Origin of the sequence: Nostoc sp. CALU 1950 (assembly GCF_051172895.1) — a bacterium.
Classification (GTDB): domain Bacteria; phylum Cyanobacteriota; class Cyanobacteriia; order Cyanobacteriales; family Nostocaceae; genus Nostoc; species Nostoc edaphicum_A.
Genome location: NZ_JBDNJQ010000048.1, coordinates 14,587 through 39,399, shown reverse-complemented (window position 1 = coordinate 39,399; position 24,813 = coordinate 14,587). Strand labels below are relative to the sequence as shown.

The window sequence follows — 24,813 nt, the reverse complement described above, 5'->3', positions numbered from 1 at the left end:
TACCTAATTAATTGATTATCTGTCGCCCAATTTGTTCCACAAGTTACCCAACATTGCACCCCAACCGCGAACTGTTCCTGTTGCAGAAACACTTGATGCTGGTGCATGATTTTGGGATTGAATTGGTATGACTTCTTGAGGGGTTTGATTCGGTTCTAAAGCTCTGGAACCATACCTAGCACGGGCTAAAAGTTGTTGGCGTTTCTCTCTCAATCCCGTAGTAATTGCTTGCCTTTCGGCTTGTACAATCTGCCTATTTTCTATGCCGCTAATCTTGTTTTCATGCCGCCAAAGTTCAGCTTGTAAATCTTGATGTAATTGGGCTGCAACTTCAGTTAATGCGTGTTTACGCTTTTGGTCAATTCGCAACAAGTCGGCTCTATCTTGGGCATCTATCTTGCCCATCTCCGAATCAAACTCGGAGTTAAGCTTGCGAATTTTAGCGATAGCACCCGCAACATGAGAGCCATATTGTTTACGAAGTTCGACCCAGATAACTTGTCCTTTGGTCAGCTTCTCCATCGCCTCAAAGACGACCTTGGCATTGTCCAGAAATGGCTCTAATCTGTCACTTAACTCTTGGGCATTATTCGCATAATCGGCAAACTGTTCGAGCTTATTTATATCTGAAAGATAGCCCAAAATATCAGACTCAAATCCTCCCCAAGCTTGCGCTTTCTCATCAATGTGGCTTGCATGACCAAGTACCGGATTGCGTATTGCAAAGTCCATTGCGTTATTCTCCTAATAAGGTATTAAGTCGTAGTTGATATCACTCGGCTCTAGGGGCAATTCATCCCAATAGCCCATGTCTTCAAATCGGCTATAAATTCTCGTTGCTAATTGCCTTACGGGGTCGTCAAAATCTTCAGAAATTAAATCAAATCTGTTGCAGCCAAACGCCAAAATATTTGCAATATCCGGGTCAATCCCATTACCCAAGAATTGACCAAATGCAGCAGAGTATGGATGGTCATCTATGGTTTCATGAGTTGCTAGAAATTCCGTTCCGGTGAAGGGTGGGCAATCTTCACTCTCGAATAACGGTGTAGAAAGTGCTTCAATATCTGCTGAGATCATTGCTGCCCATTGTTCAGGATTTTCTGCTTTGAATTGCTCTAATCTAAGGGCGGAGTCGGTCAGAGGTGATTTGCCCCAATCGTTGGGATTTTTATAGTCTAGTGCCATTTGTTAGAATCCAAAATGTGTGTAGTTTCAATGCACAGATGGGCGATTGCGGTGATTGGTCGTCGATGCAATCGCTTCATCATCAGTTTTCACAAAACTCATTTAATTCAAAAACCTCTCTCTGCACTTGGGTTTGGCTTAATTCTTTTCGTTTGCCTTTCGAGTCATTGAAAATGAAAGGCGCATTGACAAGAGAATTAGAGCGGTGGCTGTAGCGCAGTTGTTGACCACGGAATTCATAGAGGTGGTTACGCACTAAGGCTGTCATTGAAAGCATAAGTTTGTCCCTCAACTTGGGAATAAAACTCGATATTTAGAATCGCTTCGTGAATCTCCATCAAAGCTTGCACTGCATCGCCCATCTTTAAGTCATTCGATGTACTGAACCGCTCGGAGGCTTCAATCTGTTTGTAATTGGGAGATGCTTGCACGAACCTTAAAGTTTGTTCGCAACCCAGGATAATAGTCATGATTTCGGTTGTTGTTAGGCTAGGTTGTGTCTGCATGGTGTCTTGGTCGCTCATGACTTATTTTTTCTCCTTTGGGTTTTAACTGGTGCGGCTGGGGCTTCTGGCTGACTTGGTTTCTGAAGTACATAGCTGATAGCCCCTGCACCCCCGACAGCTGCGGCGATGGTGAACATATTGTTTCTGCCAAGCTGCTGGACTCCGAAGTAGCCAAGAGCCAGGAAGCCAAGGGCAGCAAGAGAGAGTCCAACTGTTTTGTTAATTTTCATGGCTAGAACATTGCAGCGAGATTGCTGGCTAAATCTTTTTCGTCTTGTTGTTGGAGCTTAGAATCAGTCGGTTGTTCAGTTTGGAAGTTGTACCCATTTCGCTGGAATTCTAAAAGTAGGAAGTTAATCACCTCCCCGTAATCGTCTAAGTTCATTTGTTGTGCAAGCTTTTTTAGTAATGGATGGTAGGGCTTACGAATCACTACCCGAATGCTTTCATTGCTGTTCATTCACACTCCTTAAATGAATCATGTTTGCTAGTTGGTAAAGCCCAATCGCGTTTGCCCAAACTGGGTTATCTGCTACCACAAACCCTTTAGCCTGAAGTGCTTCACTTACTGATGGCAGTCGTGAGCCTCCCCCGGTAATTAAGCAGGCATCTGCGTTAATCTTCCAAGGATGAATAAACTTGAATACTGGCGCTAGGGACTTCTGTACCCAAGGCGCTAACTCTTTTTGGTAGACATCTTGAAAACTAAACTGGTTGCCGTACCAAAAGGGCTTTTCAATGCTTTCTAGTCCCTGGCGGATCAGGTGCGGCATTGCAATCTCGCCCACCAAGCGATTTTTAAAGTCCGGGTTGACCGAAATCATTCGGATCAATTCCTCCACACCATTATCAAAAGTCTTTCGGTTAGCCAGATGTCCTTTAGAACCGATTAAAGTGGCAATAACTGTCCGATTCCCAATATCAACAATTACGTTTTGCTTACTGGTGTTCAAGTTCTGGGCAAAGGCGGCGATTGCTGCATGACCTTCGTCGTAAACCTTCAAAACATGGATCTTGACCTCGGTTGGGCAAATCTTACCGCCAAACTTCACGACGTGCCGCCCCGTAAGCGCATCGATTAACTGATCTTCTAAATCACCTCTCTCGTGCAGAGACGCACAAATTACTAACTCAATTGAGGCTTTATAAGGGTAATAGGAAAGCACTGCTAGCAAGTGTTTCAGCGATTGATTCACTTTTGCAGTCGCATCGTCGGTCACTCGCAAGTGGTTTTTGGGGTTGGCATCGTAAGCTGCATAGCCCGATAACCATTGCTTGTAGTCCAGTTTAGTTAGTGCATCACCCTCTAGGTACTCAACGTAACCTTCTGTGGGAGTCTCTGTAGGACGGTAGTAGCAATTCTCTAAATAACTAGGAAATCTTATCTGGCGGTCTGATGATACAAATTTAATGCTGGAATTACCGAGGTCATAACCAGCAATGATTGTGAGTTTACCTTTCTGCCCAGTATTGCCATTTTCGGTATTAACTGCCAAATCTGTCATAGGTTTGAATCCTCAAAATATTTAATTGGCAAGGTTCTGAAATTGCCTTTGTGCCTTGGTTTCAACTATCTCTGCTTTAAGGTCGTAACCGAGAATTTATACTTGGCATTTCAACCACCTAACACAGATTTAGTCTTCCCCTGACATTTATGGCTGTTATCTGTTATGCTATATCACATAGGTCATATATGTCAACAGGGGCTTGTATGTCGTAAATGGCAGATGATATATAGTAAAGATTACAAAAGCAAGGCATGATAGGCTTAATGATGTACATAGCCTAGATATGCCAGATGACAAAAAAGACGAACCTACTGTAAGTTTTCGTGTTTTTCTCCCTGAATCATTGCGAACTGAATTTAAGGTCTGGTGTGCCAGGGAAAACACAAATATGAGTGAGAAAGCCCGAACACTAATAGAACAGTGGGTACAAACTAAAATTGATGCTGATAAAAAGCAGCATCAATAAATTAACTAGATTGATCGCACTGCACTTTATGACTCAAATACCGAGCGACTACAACGGGCAATCACTTGTGTTAAGCAAATTTACTTAAAGTTTGTATTTTACTTGGATGTCAGGCTAACAGAAGTTCTGTAAGATGAGGCAGTAGTGAAATGAAGCGTACAACGGAGGTAAATATACAACACTATCAAAAGATAAATGGACAAAAGCGCCACTACTAAATAGTGACGCTTTATCCGAAACTGAAAATTCAATATTCCAAAAATTGGAGCCGGAGGGGGATCTCAAACGCACCAAAGCAGTGGACGAAAAGTTGGAAGCTTAGAAACCACTGATTGGCAAATGAGATTTAATCCGTGCTGCCTTCCCATATTATATCGATAGCTGTGGCAACTTTGGTGTGCTACTGGTGGCAGATTTTGGCTAAAAAAGTCATTAATTTGTTATGTGAAAAACCAAAACTTGGAAAAGTCAAGCAATACAGCGAATTATGTAGATATTAGGGTTTAGCAGCGCGATAACCCCCTCCAAATACTGAAAACCAAAGTATTTGAGGGAAAAATCCGTGATTAATAGCAACTGCGTACTTCAACCACATGAAGTTATGAGTGGGTTCGAGATGATGTCTCGCCCCTCTCACATAGAAGTCAACCATTGGAATGAATGGTTAGCCAGTGCTGTTGACCAAAAGTTAACAGCTTTGAATGTCCGTTCTCTTAGTGGCCCCTCAGTGTATGAATATCTGCTATGCGCCCTACCTCAAACTGCCAGACGTAACGATGGGCGGCTGCGTGATGGGTACTTGAAACGATATGCCCACGCGGAAGCCGGTGCATGGTGGGTTAGCGGACTTGACCCGCTTAATGATTGGTTGGCGATGGACTGGGGACGGATGAAACCAGATTACCCCCGCCTCGAATGGGACAAGACTACACAGCAGCAAACTCAAAAGCCAGTCAAGTACGAATCACCACCCAAAACTCCCAACCGAGTCACCTACTTGAGAATGCCCCTACATTTATGGCGGTTGGTATCACTTCGCTATAACGTGCCGATGCCAGAACATATTACTGTTACCTCGGAGGGAGAGGCGTTAGGTTTTTGGGTTTGGGTAATGGCACATCCAGAAATCCCTGTAATCCTTACAGAGGGCGAGAAGAAGGCAGGTTGTCTCCTCACACTGGGATTTGTGGCGATCGCACTCCCTGGAATCTGGAATGGTCGAGTGGGCAAGGAGGATTTAGAACGACTGCACCCTGATTTAGTCCCAATGACTCAAAAAGGGCGGAAATTCGTTGTTCTGTTCGACTACGAAAGCAAACCCAAAACCAAACAGCAGATTTTTCAAGCTACACGCCGGACAGCAGGAGCTATTATACAACTTTGCTGCCAATGTGAAGTAGCGCTGCTGCCAGGGCCAGAGAAAGGAATTGACGATTGGGTTGTGGCTTTGGGTAAAAGAGCGGATAAAGCCGTCACCACAATGATTGCTGATGCCTTGAGAATCAGCGAGTACCAGCAGAGATTTTTCATTAACCGTGCTAGGGGACTTCGCAAATTCAAACCCAATGTGACAGTTAATACCCGTTATCTCTCACTTGCGATCCACTCCCTACCTCAATCGGGGTTAGTTGGTTTGGTTTCCGATATGGGAACAGGAAAGACTGAAATCTTGGCAGTTCTCAGAAGAGAGAACCCAAACTTGAGCTTTTTGAACAATGGGCATCGGGTTACTTTGCTCAAGAATCTCAGCGATCGCTTACAAACTGCAATGTACTCCGCGATTTCTTGCGGGGACTGGGGGCAGGTAAAAGCTCTCAGCATTACCGTGGATTCTCTGTATAAAATGGCAAATGATCTACAGGCTTACGATATTCTATTTATTGATGAAGCCTGCCAGTATCTCGCTCACTTGCTGAAGTCCAAAACCTGCAAGGAACACCGGGGGGCGATTCTGGAAGTGCTGGAGTATCTGGTTTACAATGCCAAGCTGGTTGTTTTAGCTGATGCTCACCTCGATGATTTGACCATTGAGTTTTTCATGAATTTGCGACCGGCTGGTGAAAAACCGTACATCATCAAAAACCTGTATCGCTCAGGTGGTCGTCAAGTTCACTGGTACGAGGGGAAAAATAGCAGCGCAATCGTTGCCGAGTTCCACGCTCAACTGATGTTGGGTAAAAAACTGATGATGGTCAGTGACAGTAAGCGCTTCATCAAAAAGTTAGAACGAGCGCTCAATGATGGTTCCGCAATTGATGATAGCGACGAAACACCGGAATCAGCCGAAGACCGACAGCTACGGGTGTGGGCTATTCACTCGGAAAATAGCGGCTCTGAAGAGAATGTGATTTTCATCAGAGAGATTAACATTGCCATTAAGGATCTTGACGCTTTTTTAATTACTCCCAGTCTCAGTTCAGGGGTTGACATTTCCAGCTATCATTTTGATGCCGTGTTTGGCGTGTTTCATGCTGTCTCGCAGTCGGCTACAGAATGCGCCCAGCAGTTATGGCGGTATCGTCCAAATGTCCCCATGTATGTTTGGGTTGCTCCGCGTCCTCCCTTTGGTTATGCCGAAACTAATGCCCGTCGCATCAAGGAAAGGATTCTTCAAACGAATGAAATGACCGCTTTTCTGATTCGCATTAACCGGGAAACGGGCAAACGTGGGGCTGAGAAGGATTGGGCATTAGATGCCAGTTGTCAGATTGAAGGGCAACGGAATTGGTCGATTAATAATTTACGGGCTGATTTGCGATCGCTCTTAGAAGAAATGGGTAATACTATTGTGCCTGTGGGTGATGCAACCGATGAGGGGGCTTCCCGGTGGATGAAAGCGGCAGGTATTGCCATCGATGAGGAGCATTACCGCAAAGTTGCTAACGCCAAAGATATTGATAGAAGGACTTATACGGCTAGGCAGCATCAGGATTATCTCAAACCAGAAGAGGTTTTGGAATGTGAGAAGTTCCGCATACAGGATACTTACGGGATGAGCGTAACCCCTGAACTGGTTGAGCAAGATGACGGGGGACGCTTAATTAAAAAGATTGTCGCACTTGAAGCGATATTGGCAACCCCTGGGGAAATGGTCACTGATGACCTTGGGCGAGAATTTATTCCACCGCCGGCTATTGTTGCCGAACGCGATAAATCGGAACGGGAGCGATTAGCCATTTGCACTGACTGGAGCAATCATTCTACCGCGTGGTTGATGCGTCATCGGCTTGGACTGAGGGCAATCTTGATGGATCTCATGGCTGGCGTTGAGATTAAAGGCGACGAGGCGATGATTCAAGCTTTGGCTGAGTTTTCCAAGCGCAACGCCTCTCACGTTAAAGGTATTCTCAATCTGACCATCCCGCTATCGGAGTCTCCAGTTTGGATTTTGGGGCAGTTCCTCTGGCAACTCGGATTGTCTACTGAGTCACGAAGACCAATGGAGGACGGTCAAAGGGTTCGGTATTATCGGCTCAATACTGAGGATGTCAAGTTTATCCAGAAGGTTCTGGATTATCGGCTTCGTCAACGGGAAGAGAGGGAACGAAAGCGGCAAGAGTCACTTGAGCGAGATGCGGCTTACGCAGCTAGAATGCAGTCTCAATATGGGATTAACCCGCCGTCCACACCCCCCATTAATGAAGATGGAAGTAATAATCGGGGGGGTATGGACACAGATGAAGAATCCAGTATTTCTTGGTGGAAACGGGTTAAATATTATGCTCAGTTGGCGATTGAGCGGGTTGAATATGGGGTGGAGTCAGTTAAAGAATTACTCAGTACACTAACGATTGATGAGCGGTGGGGCGTGATCTTCAAGTTTGAGGATATTGACCCGAACAAGTTTGCTCAACTGGTGGCTCTTGCGCCCGATTGGGTGGAATGGATGGCGTGATCGTCCCGTTTCCAGTCTGTGCGATCGCACTTTGAAGTCCCGTTGCTTTAGGGATCAAGTCTTTGTGTGTTCAGCTTTCGTCCCGATGTCGAGATATCAATATATGACAACATTGGGGTTAAATCGGCACACAGTAGGGATTAAGACCGTATTAGGCATCACCGTGGTCGGGTAGGCGAACTTATTGACATTTGATAGTGATTTTAGGATTTATCGGAAAAATCGTAATCAATTAATTTCTGTGATTATGCCAAAAGAACAATAGCTTGATATTCATAGAAAATTCACCATTGTCACTGAGGTAGTTCATGAGGTTCTCCCCTGAAACTAAAAAAGGAACAAATTTACTGCGAAGCTAATGCGAATTCTAGATTTTCTAGTTGCTGTTAACGGTGTTGCTCAGTTATGGGGTGCTAATGAACAATTTTTGGGAGTGCTATCCAGTAATCAATATGACGTAAACTCGATCAGCAATCTGCATGGGATATATGGGGGTCAATATGGCTTATACAGCATTAGTAATCTGCATGGTATGTATGGTGGACAATCTGGTTTATACAGCCCTTACAACACTTTTTGCCTCAATCCCCCTGTCATTTTCTATCAAGCACAACCAATGCTAATGGTTACAAGAAATAGCTACGTTCAAACTAATGGATTACCCGTAGTTGACCCAGACCTAGTAATAGAAGTGTACGCCCAATTAAAAAGCTCTGTACCGACTGTTAACCCAGTGCAAGTACAATCAGATGCGTTGACTGCTAACCAAGCCTCTGCCCAAATAATAAGTAATGGAGAAAGAACAGTACAGGTAACTGCTGTTAATCATCAGCCAGATGGTCTTTTACAAGTTCAACTTTTAGAGTGCTGGGTAGAAGGAGTGTCTTCAAATATGTTGCAATATGATATACAAAACCTTAGCTGTGAGAACTTAACAGGGAAATTAGTAAGTTTCTATGGAAATGTAGGTATTGATGTAGTTGCCCAATATCCAAATCAGGAAATGACATTTACTCAGGGGAATGTCTATGATCAACTAATTTGGAAAGTCTGTGGTAAGTAATTAGAAGATCGCTTCCGTCACCCCTCTCGCTATCGCCTTTCACTAATCTTGGTTAAGCACTTGGCTAATCGGGTTCAAATCGCTGTACGCTGTGAATCGCAGGGTCAACAGTCTGCCAATGAAAATCAATCGGCACAGACGCGCCAAAGTTCTCACCCAGTCAGAGATACAGCTAATTTTCAGTCATGTCTTAGACAATGACCGCGATCGCGCTTTGTTCGGTGTCTGCCTGTTTAGTGCCTGTAGAATCCGTGAATGCTGTACGCTACAAACTCAAGATATCTACACACCCAAAGGCAATGTCAGACCCCGGCTGGTGATTCGGAAAGCAAACACGAATGGCTATGTTGTCACCTGTGGTTAGTAATGGTGTAGAGATAGAAATTTCTCATAATTAAATTCGTCTTTCCTCAATTTCACCTGGGACTTACTGCCAAGCACGGGTCTACAATCCACACACAATACAAAACCCCATACTCGCACTGCGATAGTCTCAAGAATTTAGCCCACTTAATAGCAGTACTGCTCTGACAAATTATGTGTATCCATTACACATATTTTTATGTCCTTTCTAAAGAATACGATTGCTGGTCTAGCTGTTTCAACTATTGTTATTGGGCGTAGATATAGCGAAGCTGCCACCAGGGGCAAGATAACCTGAAAGCTCTTACTATATAAAGGTTTCAGCGATGTTTGAGTAAAATTGACACCAGGGAACAAAACTTAGGTATCCATAGCTACAAAAACCGGAGTATTTATTAACTTTATTTACAGGTTTTATAGCTAGGGCAATGATCATCTTTTGGCGTGAATTGACTGAAACTCTTTGACATCATGTTTTGTAGCCCAATCCAGAGACTCCAACCAAACAGTATTATTAATTCTGTGTGCTAGGCGAAAAGCAATTATGGGGTGAAAAGTAGCAGTGCATTCATGCAGCAATTCTATTTCGATGTCAAAAAAGCTTAAGCGTAGATATAGCAAGAGTTTCCAGCTATCTTGCCCCTCATGACAGCTTCGCTAGATCCACCCCTATTGCGGGTTTTAACCACGACTTTTTAGATTTAGCTGAAAGAGTCGCACCACTGGGTATTACATATTTACTCAAACCAGCTACTAGCAAAGAAGACGGTAAAGAAGACAGGAAATCCCCTAAATAACTCTAGGTTGACCGCAGGTACTTTCACAAGTTATCTGCGGTTATCCTCTGATTATGTTCACTGGCATGGGTCTTCAGATTACTTAGACGACTATGTATTGCGGAAATTTCCGTACAAAAGGAATGGTGTTATATTGAACCACTCAATCCATCGTTACTTTCAAAATATTGTTCTAAAGTCTCCCTTATCTTGTTACAAAAACTACAAAATTCCTATTTTCTAAACCTGGATTGCTATTATCAAAGTGGTTGATTCATGATGAATTGGATGTTTATAAACTAGGTTTAGTCTTTGAATGTTCTATAGACTACTAAACATACTTTTGATGACTTATAAAAAGGTAAAAAAGTACATTTTTGCAACTCTGACTACAGTCAATTAATTATTGTTGAGTACTAAACTTTTAGAGGTTTTATGTCCAAAGAAACTATTTTATTTGCAATGTTTTCTGTGATTTTTGTGGTTTTAGCTATGCGTAGCGTAGTAGATAGTCAAGCACAAACTGTTTTACTTGAGTTCTCAAAGCTATTCCTAGCTGGATACTTGGGTTACTTACTTAAATAAAAAACTCTCAAGCTAGTTTGGCTAACTTATAGGACTACAACCTTATCAATACTTGTAGCGACCTGCAATACTAATCGCTCAAACCTGCAATCAAGACATTTACAAACCAGGATTAAATGCAACTATAATTGCGCTTCAGCCAGGATTAAATGCAACTGAGCCAGGATTATTTGCAACCAACCTGCAATCATCGGTTTGAGCCAGGATTATCTGCAACTATAAAAGTAAAAAAAACGAACGTTTTCTTAACTGCGTTACCAGTAAGGCTTAGAGTTACTTTTACCGTTGGTTTTCGAGTAAAAAAACTCGGTAAATAATTCAAAGTTAATTTATCAAATTCTGACATGAGTTTTTTGACAAACCCCTGTCAAGGAAAAAAACTCAGTCCTAGTAAAGTGTTGAGCTTATTTGCAATTAATCCTGGTCGAAACGGATGATTGCAGGCTGGTTGCATTTAATCCTGGCTCAGTTGCAATTAATCCTGGCTGAAGCACAATTATAGTTGCAAATAATCCTGGCTGAGAACAACGATGATTGCAGGTTGGGTGATTTATAATTGCAGGTCGCTACAGTTACCAGACTCGGAACACACGCCTTCTCTGTGAGCAGTAATTCCGAAAGCTACGCGCTAGGACTTGATGAGCCGTTTTCAATATCCCAGTGTCAAAAACGTTGTAGGCTGTGGGCGGTGATGTCGGGAATTGATAGTTTGAGAACTAACTAAAGACTGACTTTAAAAAATAGGTTTATACTAAAAGCAAAATTTTGCTAATTATAGGTAGTAATTTAGTAGAAGCTTCTACAAGTGTTGCTGCCTGAGGCAAACCAGAAACAGTACCTTTCAAAATCTTTATAGCTGTTTTTGCAGCTTTTTGAAGCACCCCATCTTCTGGCTTTTGTGCCGCATCTGCTAGAGTTTTAACTTGCTCTAAAGCTTCGGCTTTGTCTTCATTAGACAAATTTGATTCGGCTTTAATGGCTGCTTGTAATTGAGTTAATAGCTCTTTGATATTAGGCTTATCTGATTCAGAAGAATCGGGAAGTTGGTTAATAGTGTTTGTAACTGATCCGCTAATTGCTCCAATTGCAACTCCTGTCATGGTTTGGTTTTCACCTGCGGCTGCAACACCACTAATATTTCCTTCAACACCACTAATATTAACGTTTCCTTTACTTTCTGACATGATAAATTCTCCTTTATTTTGATAAGTTTCTACATAAAACTTAGGTTGATGGATGGCATTTTCTAAAAGTCTTTCTAGACTTCTAATCCTTTCATCTTTTTCTTGTGTTCCTAATATAAGTGCTTGTAAATCACTATAAGGTAAAGATTGAATTTCTGTATATTTTTGAAAATATTCTTTGTATAATTCGGAGCGATTTGCGTTCTCAGAAACTTTAGCTTGAACTCGAATCTTTTCATGACCCCTACCTTCTAATGCTATTATTTCTAATTCAGCTTCTGGGTGATTTTCTGCTAACTTTGTAATAGCAATAGCAACAGCACTTGGATCAATCCCTTCACTGTGGAATAGGTCAAGAGTTTTAAACTTTTTGCCTACCTCACGCAAATCAACATTTTGAGTATGGTAGAGGTCAAGAGTTTTAATAATTGGGGCAATAAAATCAGCAAAGTCTCCTTCGTTGAAAGTCTCCTGTCGATTATCAGGTTTACGGCAAGGATCTGGGTCATCCTTGGTAGGTAATTGCATATAAATATACTCACACTTTACACCGTCTAGTTGAGTATCAGTCGAAATACCCCAATTTTCAATATAAGCTCCAGTTAAACAAGCTTGTGTCAGATTAGTATGATATAGCTGTGCTTGGGCAAGTTTTGCTCCCGATAAATTAGCATTCTGTAAAGTGGCTACACTCAGATCCGTACATATCAAGCTGGCATCTTGCAAATTAGCATCTTTAAGGTTAAGTTCCCGTAAATCTAAGCGATCAAAGTTTCGATCTCGACCATCTTTAGTAATTAACAACTGTTGCACCTTTGGATGTTCTAAATATGTACCTTCAACACGAGCGTGATCTAGATGTTGAACATCAGACCAACAGGTGCGGGTGAGAATGGCATTTCTGAAGTCTACACTTTTGAGAGTAGCTTGAGTAAAGTCAGCATCTGTTAAATCTGCACCACGAAAGCTGGTTCCTTTTTGAGCCACAATACTAACTGCCAAACCTCGAATTAAATAATATTTTTTTTCTCCAGCTATGGCTTGCCAACCAATGTAACTACCACAGGCAATAGCCACTAAACCAATCAAACCGGCTGTAAAGTAAGCTGACTCCTGTGATCTGACTCCCAATAAAGCACCAAGTAAAGCACCGATAAAAGCCATTAGCGCTGTTAAAGTTCTAACTTTTGGTAAAGCCATTACTCTTGCTAAAGCTACAGCAGCAGCCATATTGCCAATCCCAGCCATAACACCAGCTATAGCTAGAGTAGTAAATACTGTACCAATTACTAGATTGTTTCCCGCTTCATTTTCTGGGATAAAAGCCAGTGCTGCAACTAGACAAGCTGTCACTACTGCAAATAATGTTGCTAGTATTGCTCCTAATCCTTGCCAGAAAATAACAATCAAAAATATACACAAAATGATTAGAGAAATCACCCCAAAAAATAAATTTCCATAAATATTATTACTTAATAAATCACCAATAAAAGCACCAGCATAAGCTGAAATTAATCCAGAAAATAATGACAAACTAAGTGATAAAGTAATTAAGCTAATCGCCCAAAAAATTGGTAATCCTGCTTTTGCATTGCGGAAGTTAGTGCCAACTAAAATAGCATTACGGAAGTTCGCACCTCGGATATCGGCGTAGCTAAAGTTTGTGGATGAGAGGTTTTTATTCTGAAAATTTGCGTACCGTAAGTTAGCACGGTAAAATTCATTCGCCATTATTTTTATCCCTTGGACTCAAGAGCATTTCCATGCCAGTACAGATTTAATTATTGGAATTTTGCATATTACGGGTGGGTTTTGTTTTAGATAAACTAATGTTGTTTGTCTTACGTTACTAGTATGGTAATATCGCCGTTTCTTTGATTTACATGGGCGTGCATTTTCTTGGTTACGTCTAATACATTGACGTTGATAATTTTCTTCAATTTGCTGTTGGGCATCCATAGCTTTTTTTATTTTTTCTAGGGCATTGGTAGCAGCAGAGCGTACTGTATTGTCTGAGTCTTTAAGAGCAGTGGTTAAATAAGGAATTGCATCTTTTGCGTCTATGCCAATTTGCCCTAAAGCATCAGCAACACCACTACGAATATTACTATCTAAATCTGTGAGAGCAATTATCAACAATGGAACCGCATTTTTTCCTAGCTTTGCAAGTGCGTTAGCCGCACTGGAACGAACATCCTGATTTTTATCTTTGAGAACCTGAATCAGAGTACGAATCCCCTCTTTACCCATTATCTGTCCTAAAGCATAAACAACAACAATACGAACATTCTCTGCTTCATCTTTCAATAATCCATTTAATACAGGTAATGCTGGTGCTGATTTAGCACCAATTTCACCAAGTGCAGCAATTGTGAGAAGACGAAATTCTTCATCTTGGTTTCCTAAAGTTTTGATTAAAGCAGGAATAGCTTTTGAGTTACAAGCTACTAAGGCGTTAAAATCAGCAATTTCACCTTTATTTAATTGCTGGATATACTTATTAATCTCTACATCAGTACATTGAGGCTTAATTGATAAAGTTTGAGCAAACATTGTTGGATTTGTTAACTGGGGAAAGGTTATAACTCCTAGCACAGCAAAATTTCTAAACATACAACATTTTTTCATGTAAATGAAATACAAGAGTAGAGACAAACTAGTATTCACGCCTAAAATCATCTATACCCCAGCAAGCTGCCATCTGCTGTAGCTGTAGCGACCAGCAAAAAAATTTAAGAACTCGTTGCGACTCATGCGGCAACGCGGAGTCTTCGGGGCGGGCTTGCGGGACTGGTCGGCATCACTAATGATCGTTCTGCCCGTCCCGAAGACGGCATGAGCCGAGCGTAGCGGCAAGGGGGTAGATGAGCAATCGTACAGAAAGTTAGGCTAAGGCTGTAACCCTTACTGGATAAGCATTCTGGAATTCGATATTTTTCGCAATTCTTGATGTACCAATTAACCTATAGATTATTTGGTGCAACAATTTAAGACGGCATAGTAAGGGTTTGAAGCCCATAAATTTCAGAGACTTCAATTAGTACAGTTTTATTCCTAGCGATCGCAGTATTGAAAGTGGCATCACCGTGCCAAAACGGGAAAATTGTACGTTAAGCCTGAAAGCCTTGCATAGTAAGTATCTTAGCCCCTCCCTTTTCTACACCCCCCGTATGCGGCTGTTTGGGGTGGATCTTGCGAAGCTGTCATGAGGGGCAAGATACAAGAGATATCTGGTCATAAGTCACTAACTGAACTTCAGAAGTATTTAGGCGTTACTGATGAGGACAAGCTTAAAGCCTTATCACAGCTTAGTTTTTTGGGGTAATCGTAAACAGCATAAAAAAGCACCTTCCTAATTTTGTGAAGGTGCTTTTTTAATGATGGTGTCACAATGGTCGTTTACAATTTACAACCATGTGACGACAAAGACGCTAGAAGCATGAACAAATGGCAGTTGCACTCGCTCCTACCGCTAAGACTAAAGCAACCCAAGGGCTACCACTGACCATTAAAGGTATGGATATGAAGCCAAGCGCTAATATCACAGCTACTGTTCTCCCACCCGATTTTAGAATTGGGCTGGCGATTTCCATCCAGCGTTTAACTGGATTTTCCTCAACCGCTTCTAAAGCTTTGTCTAATACAACTTCAGCTAAAACTGTTTCTGGATTTTCTAGTGCAGTTGTATTATTCAATGGTTCTAACTCACCATTTAAATTGGAGAGGTTGCAATTTTCTAAATTTTGTGGCATACTAAGATAGCCAGTTTTATAACTGGTTGAAACAACATTACTCCCTTAGTCTGTCGGCAAAAACTTTCATAAGGGATTATCAAATGACAATTCCCCAACGAGATAATTAACCCGTTGGGGATTGTTGTCATATATATACAATGTCACAAAAACTTTTGGGTGTCAAGATAACATTTACCCTATTTCTAGTTTTACACAATATTTTGGGGCTGTCAAGCAAAAACTGTATCAAAACTTGATACAGTTTTTTGTAAAGTTTTATAAACAACCTTGCCAACTACATCACGATTTTGATAAATTTTGCTCGGTAAATTTCATTGACTCAAACGATTTTTGGTAATACTTTCATGCATTGCCTAATCTCAGCTAGCAGGGGTGGATCTTGCGAAGCTGTCATGAGGGGAAACATAGCTGGGAACTATTGCTATATCTACGCTTAAGCATTTTTGACATCGAATTAGAATTTCTGCATGAAAGCACTGGTACTCTTCACCCCATAATTGCTTTTCGCCTTGCACACAGAATTACAAATACTGTTTGGTTGGAGTCTCTGGATTGGGCTATAAAGCTTGATGTCAAAAAGTTTCAGTCAATTAGCCCCAAACGATAATCATTGCCCTAGCTATAAAACCTGTAAATAAAGTTAATAAATACTCCGGTTTTTGTAGCTATAGATACTTAAGTTTTGTCCCCTGGTGTCAATTTTACTCAAATATCGCTGAAAACTATATAGTAAGAGTTTTCATTCCATCTTGCCCCTGATGACAGGTTCGCTATATTTACCCCTGTTTACCCTCAATTGATTGGTGCAGAGTACTGCCAATACTCTGCACCAATCAATTGAAGGTAAACAGGCGCTCACGGGTGCTTTAGAAAAGAGAGGGTCTAAGATGCTTGCTGGGCATGGCTTTCAGCCTTAGCGTACAATTTTCCCGTTTTGGCACGGTGATGCCAAAGTGGCTCATCAAGTCCTTAGCGTAAGTTTCGGTATCACTGCTCATTTCACCCCTACTCCGCTATTCGCCATCCGCCGCAACTGAATAATAGCCATCAAAAATAACTACTAAAAACTACATCAGCACTACAAAAGGGATTTTAATTAAAGACTCAATTCATCATCCTGCTGGCGTTGCTGTTGCTGCTGTTGCCTTAACTGTCGCCCATAATCAAGTAGCTGCTGATTCCAATCACTGGCTTTAGATTTTTTGATTTGGGACTGTGGCATTAGTTCTAATACACGCTGTGCTGCCGCATCAGTGCTTTTATCGTTACCAAACGCCACCAGTATATTAGGAACTTTCTGCAATCGCTCAAGCGGTAAGCAATTGAAGTCATCAATAGCCATATAGACTGTTCGTTCGGGTGGAACATCGCCCCTGATAAGATATTCCAGCATGGCTCTTGAAATAGCATCAATGGGAGACTTACATAGAATCGCTGTTGAGGTTTTATCATTAGCTTTACCTCCCAAGTGGAAGTAAAACCAGCTATCACGGCGTTTGGTTCCTTTCTCGTATCCCTTAAAAGTGTTGTTCTCTCCCCAAGTTCCTCTTAGGAATGCACCGTTACGTTGACCATCAACATTTCGCATGACAAAAACAGCATTTTGTTGCTGATCAGCGTAAACTAGCCCCTGGTTATGAAGCATTTGAATACAGTCAGAGGGGATGCCACGAAATTGATTGAGGTAATGCTCAACGGCTAACCAGTTAGCTTTATCTTCAACATGTGGGGCGAATTGGGGACGTGGTTCAGTCTGGATAATGTCAGCCGCCCTGTTCTTAACGTGAGCGATCGCTGCACGTTCTACACCAGCTTCACCAAATCGCTCATCTAACCAGACAACCGCTTGCCGAAAATTGCACTGATTAACGTGCATCACCAAGTCAATCGCACCCCCTGATCCCTTTTGTTGATCGGGGGCAAAGTCGTAGAATTTGGGCCCATCTATATTAATGATGTGTCCGTGACCCTTCCATTTTCCTTCCTCGTGGTGTAGCCCCAACTCCCAGGCGACATCAACAAGTGGCAAGTCGCGCAGTTGTTGGGTTTTCAATTCCAGCGATCGTACAATTTCTTCTAGCCGTTGTCGCTCCTTCTCGCTGGCCCTAGCCCGTTGTTCCGCCCTCTCCAATCGTTCTATCAGGAACTTGCGGTCAGCCAGTTGGTGGTTAATCGCTTGGAACTGGTCATCTGACTGAATCCTGGTTACATAACTACTAGCTGATTCAAAAGGCGTTGGCGCTAATTGGTTATTTGTAATGACTGCGGTGAGTGGTTCACTGTTAACCGCTTGGTAATATTCTTTGACTTTGGTGTGGGTTGCCTTACTGCCCTTGACCCCTCGTTCAATGCCCAAAGGAGCGAGTGCAGCAGCATAACTATCTTGGAGTTTGGATAACTTAATTCTTCCCTGTCCACCTCTGCCGCCAAACATCGCATCATGACTGACTCTGCCAGTTTTTTCCTAGCGTGGCAAAACTTACTAGAGAAGAGCGGAAATCCTGTAATCTTGACCTTGTAGGGAAATAATGGTGCAAAAACTTGGCAAGGAAAAGTCTAAAACCAGAGGCAACATCGTTTGAAGTACTCGATTGTGTTCAAAAAAAATGTCCTTCGTGCGGTCAAGCAATGTGGAATGAATACAATAATCCTCGACATATAAGAACGTTAAATGGGGTAGTAGAACTACAGCTAAAAATTCGTCGATGTCAAAATAAGTCATGTCTGCGGTATAAAAAAGCATATCGTCCAGAGGAAGAAGGGTCACTCGCTCTACCACAGAGCGAATTTGGTTTGGATGTGATTGCTTATATAGGAGCGTTACGATACCAGGAACATAGAAGTGTTCCCCAAATACACACTCACCTTGAATTAAAGGGTATATGTATCAGTCAACGAACGGTCACGCACCTAATTGACAGATATGACGAAAAAATTCTTTATGGCTAAAAGATCATAAAAGGTTAAAAGCAATAGTGGCTAATCAAGGGCGGGTGATATTAGCGATCGATGGAATGCAGCCAGAAATTGGACATGAAGTATTATGGGTAATTCGAGATTGCTTATCAGGAGAAATTTTACTAGCTAAAACCTTATTATCATCAAGAAACGAAGATTTAGTGGCGTTATTATTAGAAGTAACTAATACCCTAAATGTACCAATTGATGGCGTTGTTAGTGATGGACAACAATCAATTCGCAAAGCTGTTAGGTTAGCATTACCTAGTATTGCTCATGGTTTGTGTCATTATCATTACCTGAAGGAAGCAATTAAACCCATATATGAGGCGGATCGACATGCAAAAAAGGAATTAAAAAAAAAGGTTAGAGGACTACGAGACATTGAACGTAGTGTTGTCAATGAAGATAAGGATTTGGCGACTATTATTGAAGATTATTGCTCGGCAGTGCGTAGTTCTATAACCAATGATGGTCATCCACCGTTAGAGGCATCTGGATTAAAGTTACAAGAAAATTTGACGCTAATAGAGCAAAGCTTAGAACGGATGGAAAAAAAAGTGCTTTACCACCACCTTTAGTCAACCTAAAACACCTGATATCTAAGGGGTTATCTGCGACTGCATCTTTATTTTCACCTGTTATAGTTGCATATCAGTGGGTTGATAGAGCTAGTAATATTCTCAATAATAAAATAGGTCTTGATGCTGCTGGAGTTAAACAAAGTTATCAGGAACTTTTAACAGAAATGTCCCAACAAAAGCAGAAAGCTGGTACACTTAGTACCGCAATCGATAACTTTATAAAAACCACTCATAACTACTGGTCTGGACTTTTTCATTGTTATGAAATTGAAGATTTTCCCAGAACTAATAATGACTTAGAACATGCTTTTGGTATGCTACGTCATCATCAACGTCGTTGTACTGGTCGTAAAGTTGCCCCCTCATCCCTCGTTATTCGTGGTTCTGTCAAACTTGCCTGTGCAATCGCTACTAAACTTCATTCTTTTACCGCATCTGATTTAGCACAAGTTGATATTCATACTTGGCTCGAATTACGCTCTCAACTGAAAAAACACCATAAAGCCAGAATTGAACAATATCGATTTCGCAGAGATCCCAAGGGTTACTTGGCTAATTTAGAGAGTCGTCTTCTCTAGTAAGTTTTACCACACTAGGTTTTTTCATTCACTGGCACGATGTAGGCGTGAATGTGTGGAGTACTTTCATCTAGGTGAAGCTCTGCCCTGACGCACTTTGACCCATAGTTTTGAGCTAGCCAGTCACGAGATGCGATCGCCCACTGCTGCATCCTCTCATTAGACCACTGCCCAGAAAGAGATGGATCACCAGGACGGAAATATTCAGGCGATGCCGAGAGAAACATCTCGGTGCATAACACCGCATCATGCCGAGGGCGATGCTTGAGCGTAGAAATTTTTTCTTTAACTATCTCTTCGAGTGCGCGTTCGTCTTCTCCCCCAATCAACCGGACATTCTCTTTGGTTGGATCTGCGTTGGGTGTTTCTCTATTCCTGGTAACATGGTCATCACTCCCGGCAACGTTGCCGAATGTTTTTAGTTTCTCAATTCTGAGAATCGTTAGTGGCGACATAAAAAAATATGCTACAAATGCAGTACTTTGTAGTACTCAAAAACCCCGCAGGGCGAACGGCGGTTTCATGTCACGAGCGCAGCGAGAGATGGCGCAGCCACCCGCAGGGCATGAAACCATAGTGAGTATGGTATCACTTATACAAAACCCTGAAATCCACTTTTGGGGGAGAAATCGCCCTTACTGGCTGGTGCGAAAATACGCCCAAAAGCACCTTTAGGGTGCATAACGACAGTCGTTTGACAGTCATCGGGGTTTTGGACAATGACTGTCAAACGACTGTCATTTGGTACAGTGGAGGGATACTAGGGGTAGTTTACGGCGCATTTTGACAGTCATTTAAAATTGGTATCAATCAACACGATGGCTTACTTATAATCTCCTATAATTCGGTAGGAATACAGAACATGGAGCAACCTAATTTAGAAGTGCTTTCGATTAAGCGCAGTCACGACAGTAGCGATGGTCAGTTGCTGCAATTTTTACGAGAGCGAGAGCGTAAAATGTCGGGCAGAGGTTTGACTAAAATTGTTTTGAGTACTTTGAGAATGTGTTGGGGGCCATTTGTCATAAAGCGTATTGGTGCTGACAGCGACACTCTCAAGACTGCTGTGATTTACTCTGTCTCACAGTTGGAATTACAGATTCACTTGCTCAAGCAATTACTCGATTGAGCGATTCTTTGAAGTACGTTTGCAATATATCTGTATTATTTCTGATCAATAAGCCTGGGGTTTATTGATCAGAAAAATGGCTTCTTAATTGTGGCTTTAATTGTAGGGGCAAGTTCAAAGCACACTTGCGCCTCACTGCTCGTATGTGTGGATACCCAAATAGTGATCTGCTGATGTTATGCGTGATATTGGTTGCAAAATAACAAACAAGTAATTACTATTCTTCAGCGATTGAATAGCCAAACTGATAACCTCAAAATTCAAAAACCAAGATTGGCATGAATTAAAAGGGATAGCTATAGATAACTTCATGCCTTGTGATAAATGATAAAAATCAAGTATTTTCGCTATTTGTACCGTTTTCAGCACATCCAAGTATTTTTGACCATCTAAGCCTGGGTAGCCTTGGTTAATAATTTCATCAAGTACCCTAATTTTGTATTTTCCAGAACTGAGGAATAGTATCTCTTTTGTGCCGGGTGGTCTAGGTGGCAGTGGTATTTGGGATGGCGTTGGTGGTGGTATAGGTGGTCTAGGTGGCGGTGGCGGTGCTGGTATTTGGGAGCATGAGGGTGTAAGGTATGGCGTTGGTGCAGTAGGAATCTTTGACAGTGATATAGCGATGACTCTACCAAATGCACTATAAAAAGCCTCGCTGAGTATTGGTAATTCTGTTGTTATTTTGTTGTACCAAGGCGATTTGCACTGTATTAATGCAGATTCTCCATCATAATCACGTAAAAAACACATTTGCTCTATTAATGCCTTCATGGAGGCTTTGGGGATATTTGCCAAAACACGCTGCCATATAACAGTAAGGTCATACTGTGGTGTTGGTGGTTGGGGTGGTGTTGGCGCTTTGGGTGGTGGTGGGGGTGTTTTTTGGGCTAGAAACTCTTCGGCCTCGGACAAAGAATCGAAATCAGCAATCTTTTCAAAAACCTTGTAGCAGCCCTTATCAAATCGAACTTCGTATCCTTTATCTGCTGCAATTTTTTTGAGTTTGGCTAAGGTTAATCTATTCATGTTAAATCGTACTAATTAAGCCAGTTTTTTGCCGCAGTTCCAACATTGCCAAAAGAGTATGGATTCCAATTTGCTGCCCAATTACCGCTAATTTGATTTTTAACCCCATTCATTTTCTGACTCATCTGCCAACGTATTCATACCAGAATAAGTAACACCGATATCAATATTAAGACTCAAAGAATGGTCGATAGGGCCATCAGCGCCCTGACCATAAATTTGTTCGAGGAGCGCGACAAGTTTTTGAACATCAGAGAACTGTTGAAACTGACCTTTTTGCCCGTAAGCAGCGACCAAATAGAAAGCGCGGAGAGCTTTTAAAATCATCTGCTTGCGTTGAGTAGGATTATAACTGAGCAGATAGCTTAATAAAACACCATCAGGACTATCAGCAGCAGGACGATAGCGGAAAAAAAAGTCAACCGATTCTGAGTCACTCATAATAAAGTCCGGTTTATCGATAGGATTGTAGTGTTTTGCTGAGTTTTAATTCTCATCTATTCCTAATAAGCTTTTTCGAGAAGGAGTGAAAATCAGTAAAAACGGGCTGATATTTCCCCGGCATCAAAAATAGCTTTTAGCTATTACTGGCATACCTTTCAGAGAAAAATTTCACCCAACGGTTTTTGAGAGAAAACAGGGGTAAAAGAGTTAGTGTCAGAAATTAGTAAAATGATGGCAACAAGAGTCAAAAAATAGATAGATTTTTGACAAGCCATGTCAGAATAAAAGTAAATTCTGACAAGCCAAAAAAGACTTATTGAATGACTTTCTCAAGAAACCTTACCTCTGTCAAAAAAGTACATGATTGTGACAGTCCATGTCAAAATCATGTAAAAAAATGACATAAAGTGTCAAAAAAGTACTACGATATTGGCACAAGTTTCGTGAGAGATTTCGGGTAGGGTGTTGGGGGCGGATCTACTACAAAAGGCTCTAATGTGAAGTAGCATAGGTTAGTGTACCCACTACACCTTTTTGCCCTACGGGTGGCTTGCGCCATCTCTCCCTTCGGTCGAGACAAAAAGGCTTGTGGGGTCTGCGACGCTGTGATTGTTTCACAAAACATTGGGGGGATAGCATGGCTTACGCTATAGCCCGAATAAAAAAATTAAAGCGGTCAAGTTTGGGGGGAAGTGAAGCGCATACCGCTAGACTTAGAGAAACTCCCAACGCAGACCGCAACAAAAAAAATATCAGGTTCATTGGTAGTCAAAATTCGGATGAAACTTTAGATAGTCTGGTGATCCAAAAAATTGGGGAACAGAAGCGGAAGATTCGCCCTGATGCTGTGTATGCTGTAGAGATTTTGCTAACAGCCTCACCAGAATACTTCCGTCCCGACTGCCCAACACAAGCCGGATATTACGAAGCTGACAAAGTACAGGCATGGCTTCAAGCATCTCAGCAGTGGTTAGAGGAGAATTACGGCTCGCGCATTGTGCGAGCAGAACTGCATTTAGACGAAGCAACGCCACATATTCATGCTTATTTTGTCCCCTTGGATGAGCAACGACAACTCAGAGCCAAACACTTCTTCGACGGTCGGCAGAAAATGAGGCAGTTCCAAGATTCTTATTCTGCGGCGACCGAGCATCTGGGGTTAGAGCGTGGTATCAAGGGGAGTAAAGCACAACACCAGGACATCAAAGACTTTTACAGCATTGTCAACGCAGGCATAGAACCGAACAGTAGGCTTACCCAGTCCCAAATGCAAGCTAAAGCCGCCGATCGGGATAGGGCGCAAACTAGAAAACAGGAACTAGAACGCACTGCCAAAGCTTTGGCACAAGAAAATGAACGATTACAGCAGCGAATTCAAGAATTAGAGGCTTCTAAAAATCAGTGGTTACAGCAGGCAACCTTGTTGCGTGAGTTGGCATTAGAAGATGTGGCATGGCAGTTAGGATTAGATCGCGACGGCAACCAAGCAAATAGATGGAAGGGTCACGGTTACATCATTAATATAGATGGAGCAAAATTTTATGACTTTGCCCCCGGTTCTCAAAAGGGCGGTGGCGGTGCGATTGATTTGGTGATGCACGTCAACAATTGCGATTTTCAGAAAGCGATCGCTTGGCTTTCTGACCGATTTGGCGAGTCGGGGGTGATGAGGGCCGCCATAGCCCGAACTCAGTCAGAAGTGATTAAGATTGCCCAGCAACAGCCAAGACCCGAATTTGCACCCCCATCAACAGATTCTAGCCAATGGCTCTCAGTTCACAGCTACTTAACTAAAAAAAGAGGACTGCCTAATAATTTGGTGACAGCCCTTTTTGAGTCGGGATTGCTTTATGCTGACGAGCGAAAAAACGCTGTTTTTGGAATGCGTTCATTGTCTGGTGAAGTCATGGGTGCATTTGTGCGCGGCACAGTTGGAGAAGACAACACTTTCATGGGTTACGCCAAAGGTACAAAACGGGCACAAAGCTGGTTTTATATCAGGCTGGGTGTCCAAGTCAGCGATGAAATTGAAAGGGTGATTTTGTGTAAATCTCCCATTGATACCCTGTCAGTGGCGGCACTGGAGATGGAGATACACAATGGAGAACCCCCAGACAGAACCATGTATATGGCAGTGGATAGCCCCCAGTCCTTACCGTTAGAGTTTCTCCGAACAATCAAGCGAATTGGAGTGACCTTTGATAATGATGAGTTGGGGAATGAAGCGGCTCGTGCTGTCAAGGAGTTGCTGCCACAAGCACAAATAGTTATGCCTGATGAATCTGATTGGAATCAGCAGCTTTTGGCAACACTTGAACGGGAGCAATTAGAACACAAACCACGATCTCTTGGTTTGCGCCGTTGAGCTAAAACGTAGCCGCACGAACTCTTGACCGCTTCGCTCGAATTAGCGGTGGCAATAAGCGGGCAGTTGTCATATTGGTGAGGCCAACTAGATACGCAAGCCCGCTCATTGCCACTCCGCTTCGCCGCTTATTCGCCAAGAGTTCTTAAATCTTGGAATTGTCCAAGAAATATACTAAGAAACTTTCCGCCAAAGATGGCGTACTGTGCGTCAAAAAAAGATGGATTACAGAGCTTATGCACTAATTAGCGTGTTTAAAATTAGTAGGTAAATATGGGGATAAATCGGGTGACTTTTGGGATTTATTGGGAATTATTGAGCTAATGAGAATTTAGTGACTGGAAGATGTTGAAGAGGTAAAAAAATTAGGGATGAATTTGAATTTGCGTTCTGTAGGATTGGGATATATTGAGTTTAATTGGTGAGAATTAGTGAAAATC

21 protein-coding genes and 1 pseudogene are annotated in these 24,813 nt (G+C 42.1%); 9 read left to right on the top strand and 13 right to left on the bottom strand.

Going from position 1 to position 24,813, the window contains the following annotated elements; genetic code table 11:
• Nucleotides 1–15 precede the first annotated feature (15 nt).
• The 6 genes from ABF638_RS15195 to ABF638_RS15170 all read right to left on the bottom strand — a co-directional run bounded on the left by ABF638_RS15195 (nt 16) and on the right by ABF638_RS15170 (nt 3,199).
• On the bottom strand, nt 16–732 hold the full coding sequence (locus tag ABF638_RS15195; RefSeq protein ID WP_435023553.1) for a hypothetical protein: 717 nt from the start codon (nt 730–732) through the stop codon (nt 16–18).
• A 12-nt stretch (nt 733–744) separates the two neighbouring features.
• Nucleotides 745–1,188, bottom strand: a complete 444-nt coding sequence (locus ABF638_RS15190) for a hypothetical protein (protein ID WP_435023551.1) — start codon at nt 1,186–1,188, stop codon at nt 745–747.
• 248 nt (nt 1,189–1,436) lie between these two features.
• Nucleotides 1,437–1,712 carry a hypothetical protein gene (locus tag ABF638_RS15185; RefSeq protein WP_435023548.1) on the bottom strand — a complete coding sequence of 92 codons (276 nt, stop codon included), beginning with the start codon at nt 1,710–1,712 and terminating at the stop codon, nt 1,437–1,439.
• Complete coding sequence (locus ABF638_RS15180; RefSeq protein WP_435023547.1) at nt 1,709–1,924, bottom strand: hypothetical protein; 216 nt, start codon at nt 1,922–1,924, stop codon at nt 1,709–1,711. The genes ABF638_RS15185 and ABF638_RS15180 overlap by 4 nt, the downstream gene beginning before the upstream one ends.
• A gap of 2 nt (nt 1,925–1,926) precedes the next feature.
• A complete protein-coding gene (locus tag ABF638_RS15175; protein ID WP_196516384.1) occupies nt 1,927–2,154 on the bottom strand; it encodes a hypothetical protein in 228 nt (75 codons plus the stop codon).
• Nucleotides 2,141–3,199, bottom strand: a complete 1,059-nt coding sequence (locus ABF638_RS15170) for a ParM/StbA family protein (RefSeq protein WP_435023545.1) — start codon at nt 3,197–3,199, stop codon at nt 2,141–2,143. Before ABF638_RS15170 ends, ABF638_RS15175 begins: the two co-directional genes overlap by 14 nt.
• Before the next feature lie 286 nt (nt 3,200–3,485).
• On the opposite strand from ABF638_RS15170, the gene ABF638_RS15165 reads away from it, so the two are divergent.
• The 5 genes from ABF638_RS15165 to ABF638_RS15145 all read left to right on the top strand — a co-directional run bounded on the left by ABF638_RS15165 (nt 3,486) and on the right by ABF638_RS15145 (nt 10,350).
• The gene (locus tag ABF638_RS15165) at nt 3,486–3,668 is read left to right on the top strand and encodes a copy number control protein (protein ID WP_435023543.1); all 183 of its coding nucleotides are present in this window, start codon (nt 3,486–3,488) and stop codon (nt 3,666–3,668) included.
• A 601-nt stretch (nt 3,669–4,269) separates the two neighbouring features.
• Nucleotides 4,270–7,563: a plasmid replication protein, CyRepA1 family gene (locus ABF638_RS15160; protein ID WP_435023566.1), complete on the top strand. Its 3,294-nt coding sequence runs from the start codon at nt 4,270–4,272 to the stop codon at nt 7,561–7,563.
• A gap of 358 nt (nt 7,564–7,921) precedes the next feature.
• Complete coding sequence (locus tag ABF638_RS15155; RefSeq protein ID WP_435023541.1) at nt 7,922–8,626, top strand: hypothetical protein; 705 nt, start codon at nt 7,922–7,924, stop codon at nt 8,624–8,626.
• Between the two features lie 118 nt (nt 8,627–8,744).
• The gene (locus ABF638_RS15150; RefSeq protein WP_435023539.1) at nt 8,745–8,990 is read left to right on the top strand and encodes a site-specific integrase; all 246 of its coding nucleotides are present in this window, start codon (nt 8,745–8,747) and stop codon (nt 8,988–8,990) included.
• A 1,210-nt stretch (nt 8,991–10,200) separates the two neighbouring features.
• The gene (locus ABF638_RS15145) at nt 10,201–10,350 is read left to right on the top strand and encodes a hypothetical protein (RefSeq protein ID WP_435023537.1); all 150 of its coding nucleotides are present in this window, start codon (nt 10,201–10,203) and stop codon (nt 10,348–10,350) included.
• Between the two features lie 746 nt (nt 10,351–11,096).
• Here ABF638_RS15145 and ABF638_RS15140 read toward each other — a convergent pair.
• The 4 genes from ABF638_RS15140 to ABF638_RS15125 all read right to left on the bottom strand — a co-directional run bounded on the left by ABF638_RS15140 (nt 11,097) and on the right by ABF638_RS15125 (nt 17,723).
• Complete coding sequence (locus ABF638_RS15140; protein WP_435023535.1) at nt 11,097–13,265, bottom strand: pentapeptide repeat-containing protein; 2,169 nt, start codon at nt 13,263–13,265, stop codon at nt 11,097–11,099.
• Nucleotides 13,266–13,283: 18 nt separating this feature from the next.
• Nucleotides 13,284–14,213 (bottom strand): HEAT repeat domain-containing protein, encoded by a 930-nt coding sequence (locus ABF638_RS15135; protein WP_435023533.1) that lies wholly within the window; start codon nt 14,211–14,213, stop codon nt 13,284–13,286.
• Nucleotides 14,214–14,965: 752 nt separating this feature from the next.
• Entirely contained in the window at nt 14,966–15,286 is a 321-nt protein-coding gene (locus ABF638_RS15130; RefSeq protein WP_435023532.1) for a hypothetical protein, read from the bottom strand.
• 1,099 nt (nt 15,287–16,385) lie between these two features.
• Nucleotides 16,386–17,723 (bottom strand): DUF3991 domain-containing protein, encoded by a 1,338-nt coding sequence (locus ABF638_RS15125; RefSeq protein WP_435023531.1) that lies wholly within the window; start codon nt 17,721–17,723, stop codon nt 16,386–16,388.
• Nucleotides 17,724–17,917: 194 nt separating this feature from the next.
• Here ABF638_RS15125 and ABF638_RS15120 point away from each other — a divergent pair.
• A pseudogene (locus ABF638_RS15120) lies at nt 17,918–19,409 on the top strand (ISNCY family transposase).
• A gap of 14 nt (nt 19,410–19,423) precedes the next feature.
• Here the strand turns inward: ABF638_RS15120 and mobV (ABF638_RS15115) are convergent.
• Nucleotides 19,424–19,864 (bottom strand): MobV family relaxase, encoded by a 441-nt coding sequence (mobV, locus tag ABF638_RS15115; protein WP_435023529.1) that lies wholly within the window; start codon nt 19,862–19,864, stop codon nt 19,424–19,426.
• Nucleotides 19,865–19,931: 67 nt separating this feature from the next.
• Between mobV (ABF638_RS15115) and ABF638_RS15110 the strand changes: the two genes are divergently transcribed.
• Both ABF638_RS15110 and ABF638_RS15105 read left to right on the top strand, forming a co-directional pair.
• Nucleotides 19,932–20,084 carry a hypothetical protein gene (locus tag ABF638_RS15110; protein ID WP_435023527.1) on the top strand — a complete coding sequence of 51 codons (153 nt, stop codon included), beginning with the start codon at nt 19,932–19,934 and terminating at the stop codon, nt 20,082–20,084.
• 187 nt (nt 20,085–20,271) lie between these two features.
• A complete protein-coding gene (locus tag ABF638_RS15105; RefSeq protein WP_190938010.1) occupies nt 20,272–20,538 on the top strand; it encodes a hypothetical protein in 267 nt (88 codons plus the stop codon).
• 132 nt (nt 20,539–20,670) lie between these two features.
• Here the strand turns inward: ABF638_RS15105 and ABF638_RS15100 are convergent, their stop codons facing one another.
• Nucleotides 20,671–21,564, bottom strand: coding sequence for a hypothetical protein (locus tag ABF638_RS15100; RefSeq protein WP_435023525.1), 894 nt, complete (start codon nt 21,562–21,564; stop codon nt 20,671–20,673).
• A gap of 99 nt (nt 21,565–21,663) precedes the next feature.
• Nucleotides 21,664–22,005, bottom strand: a complete 342-nt coding sequence (locus ABF638_RS15095; RefSeq protein ID WP_435023523.1) for a hypothetical protein — start codon at nt 22,003–22,005, stop codon at nt 21,664–21,666.
• A gap of 640 nt (nt 22,006–22,645) precedes the next feature.
• Between ABF638_RS15095 and mobV (ABF638_RS15090) the strand changes: the two genes are divergently transcribed.
• Complete coding sequence (gene mobV, locus ABF638_RS15090) at nt 22,646–24,373, top strand: MobV family relaxase (RefSeq protein ID WP_435023521.1); 1,728 nt, start codon at nt 22,646–22,648, stop codon at nt 24,371–24,373.
• Nucleotides 24,374–24,813: the final 440 nt, after the last annotated feature.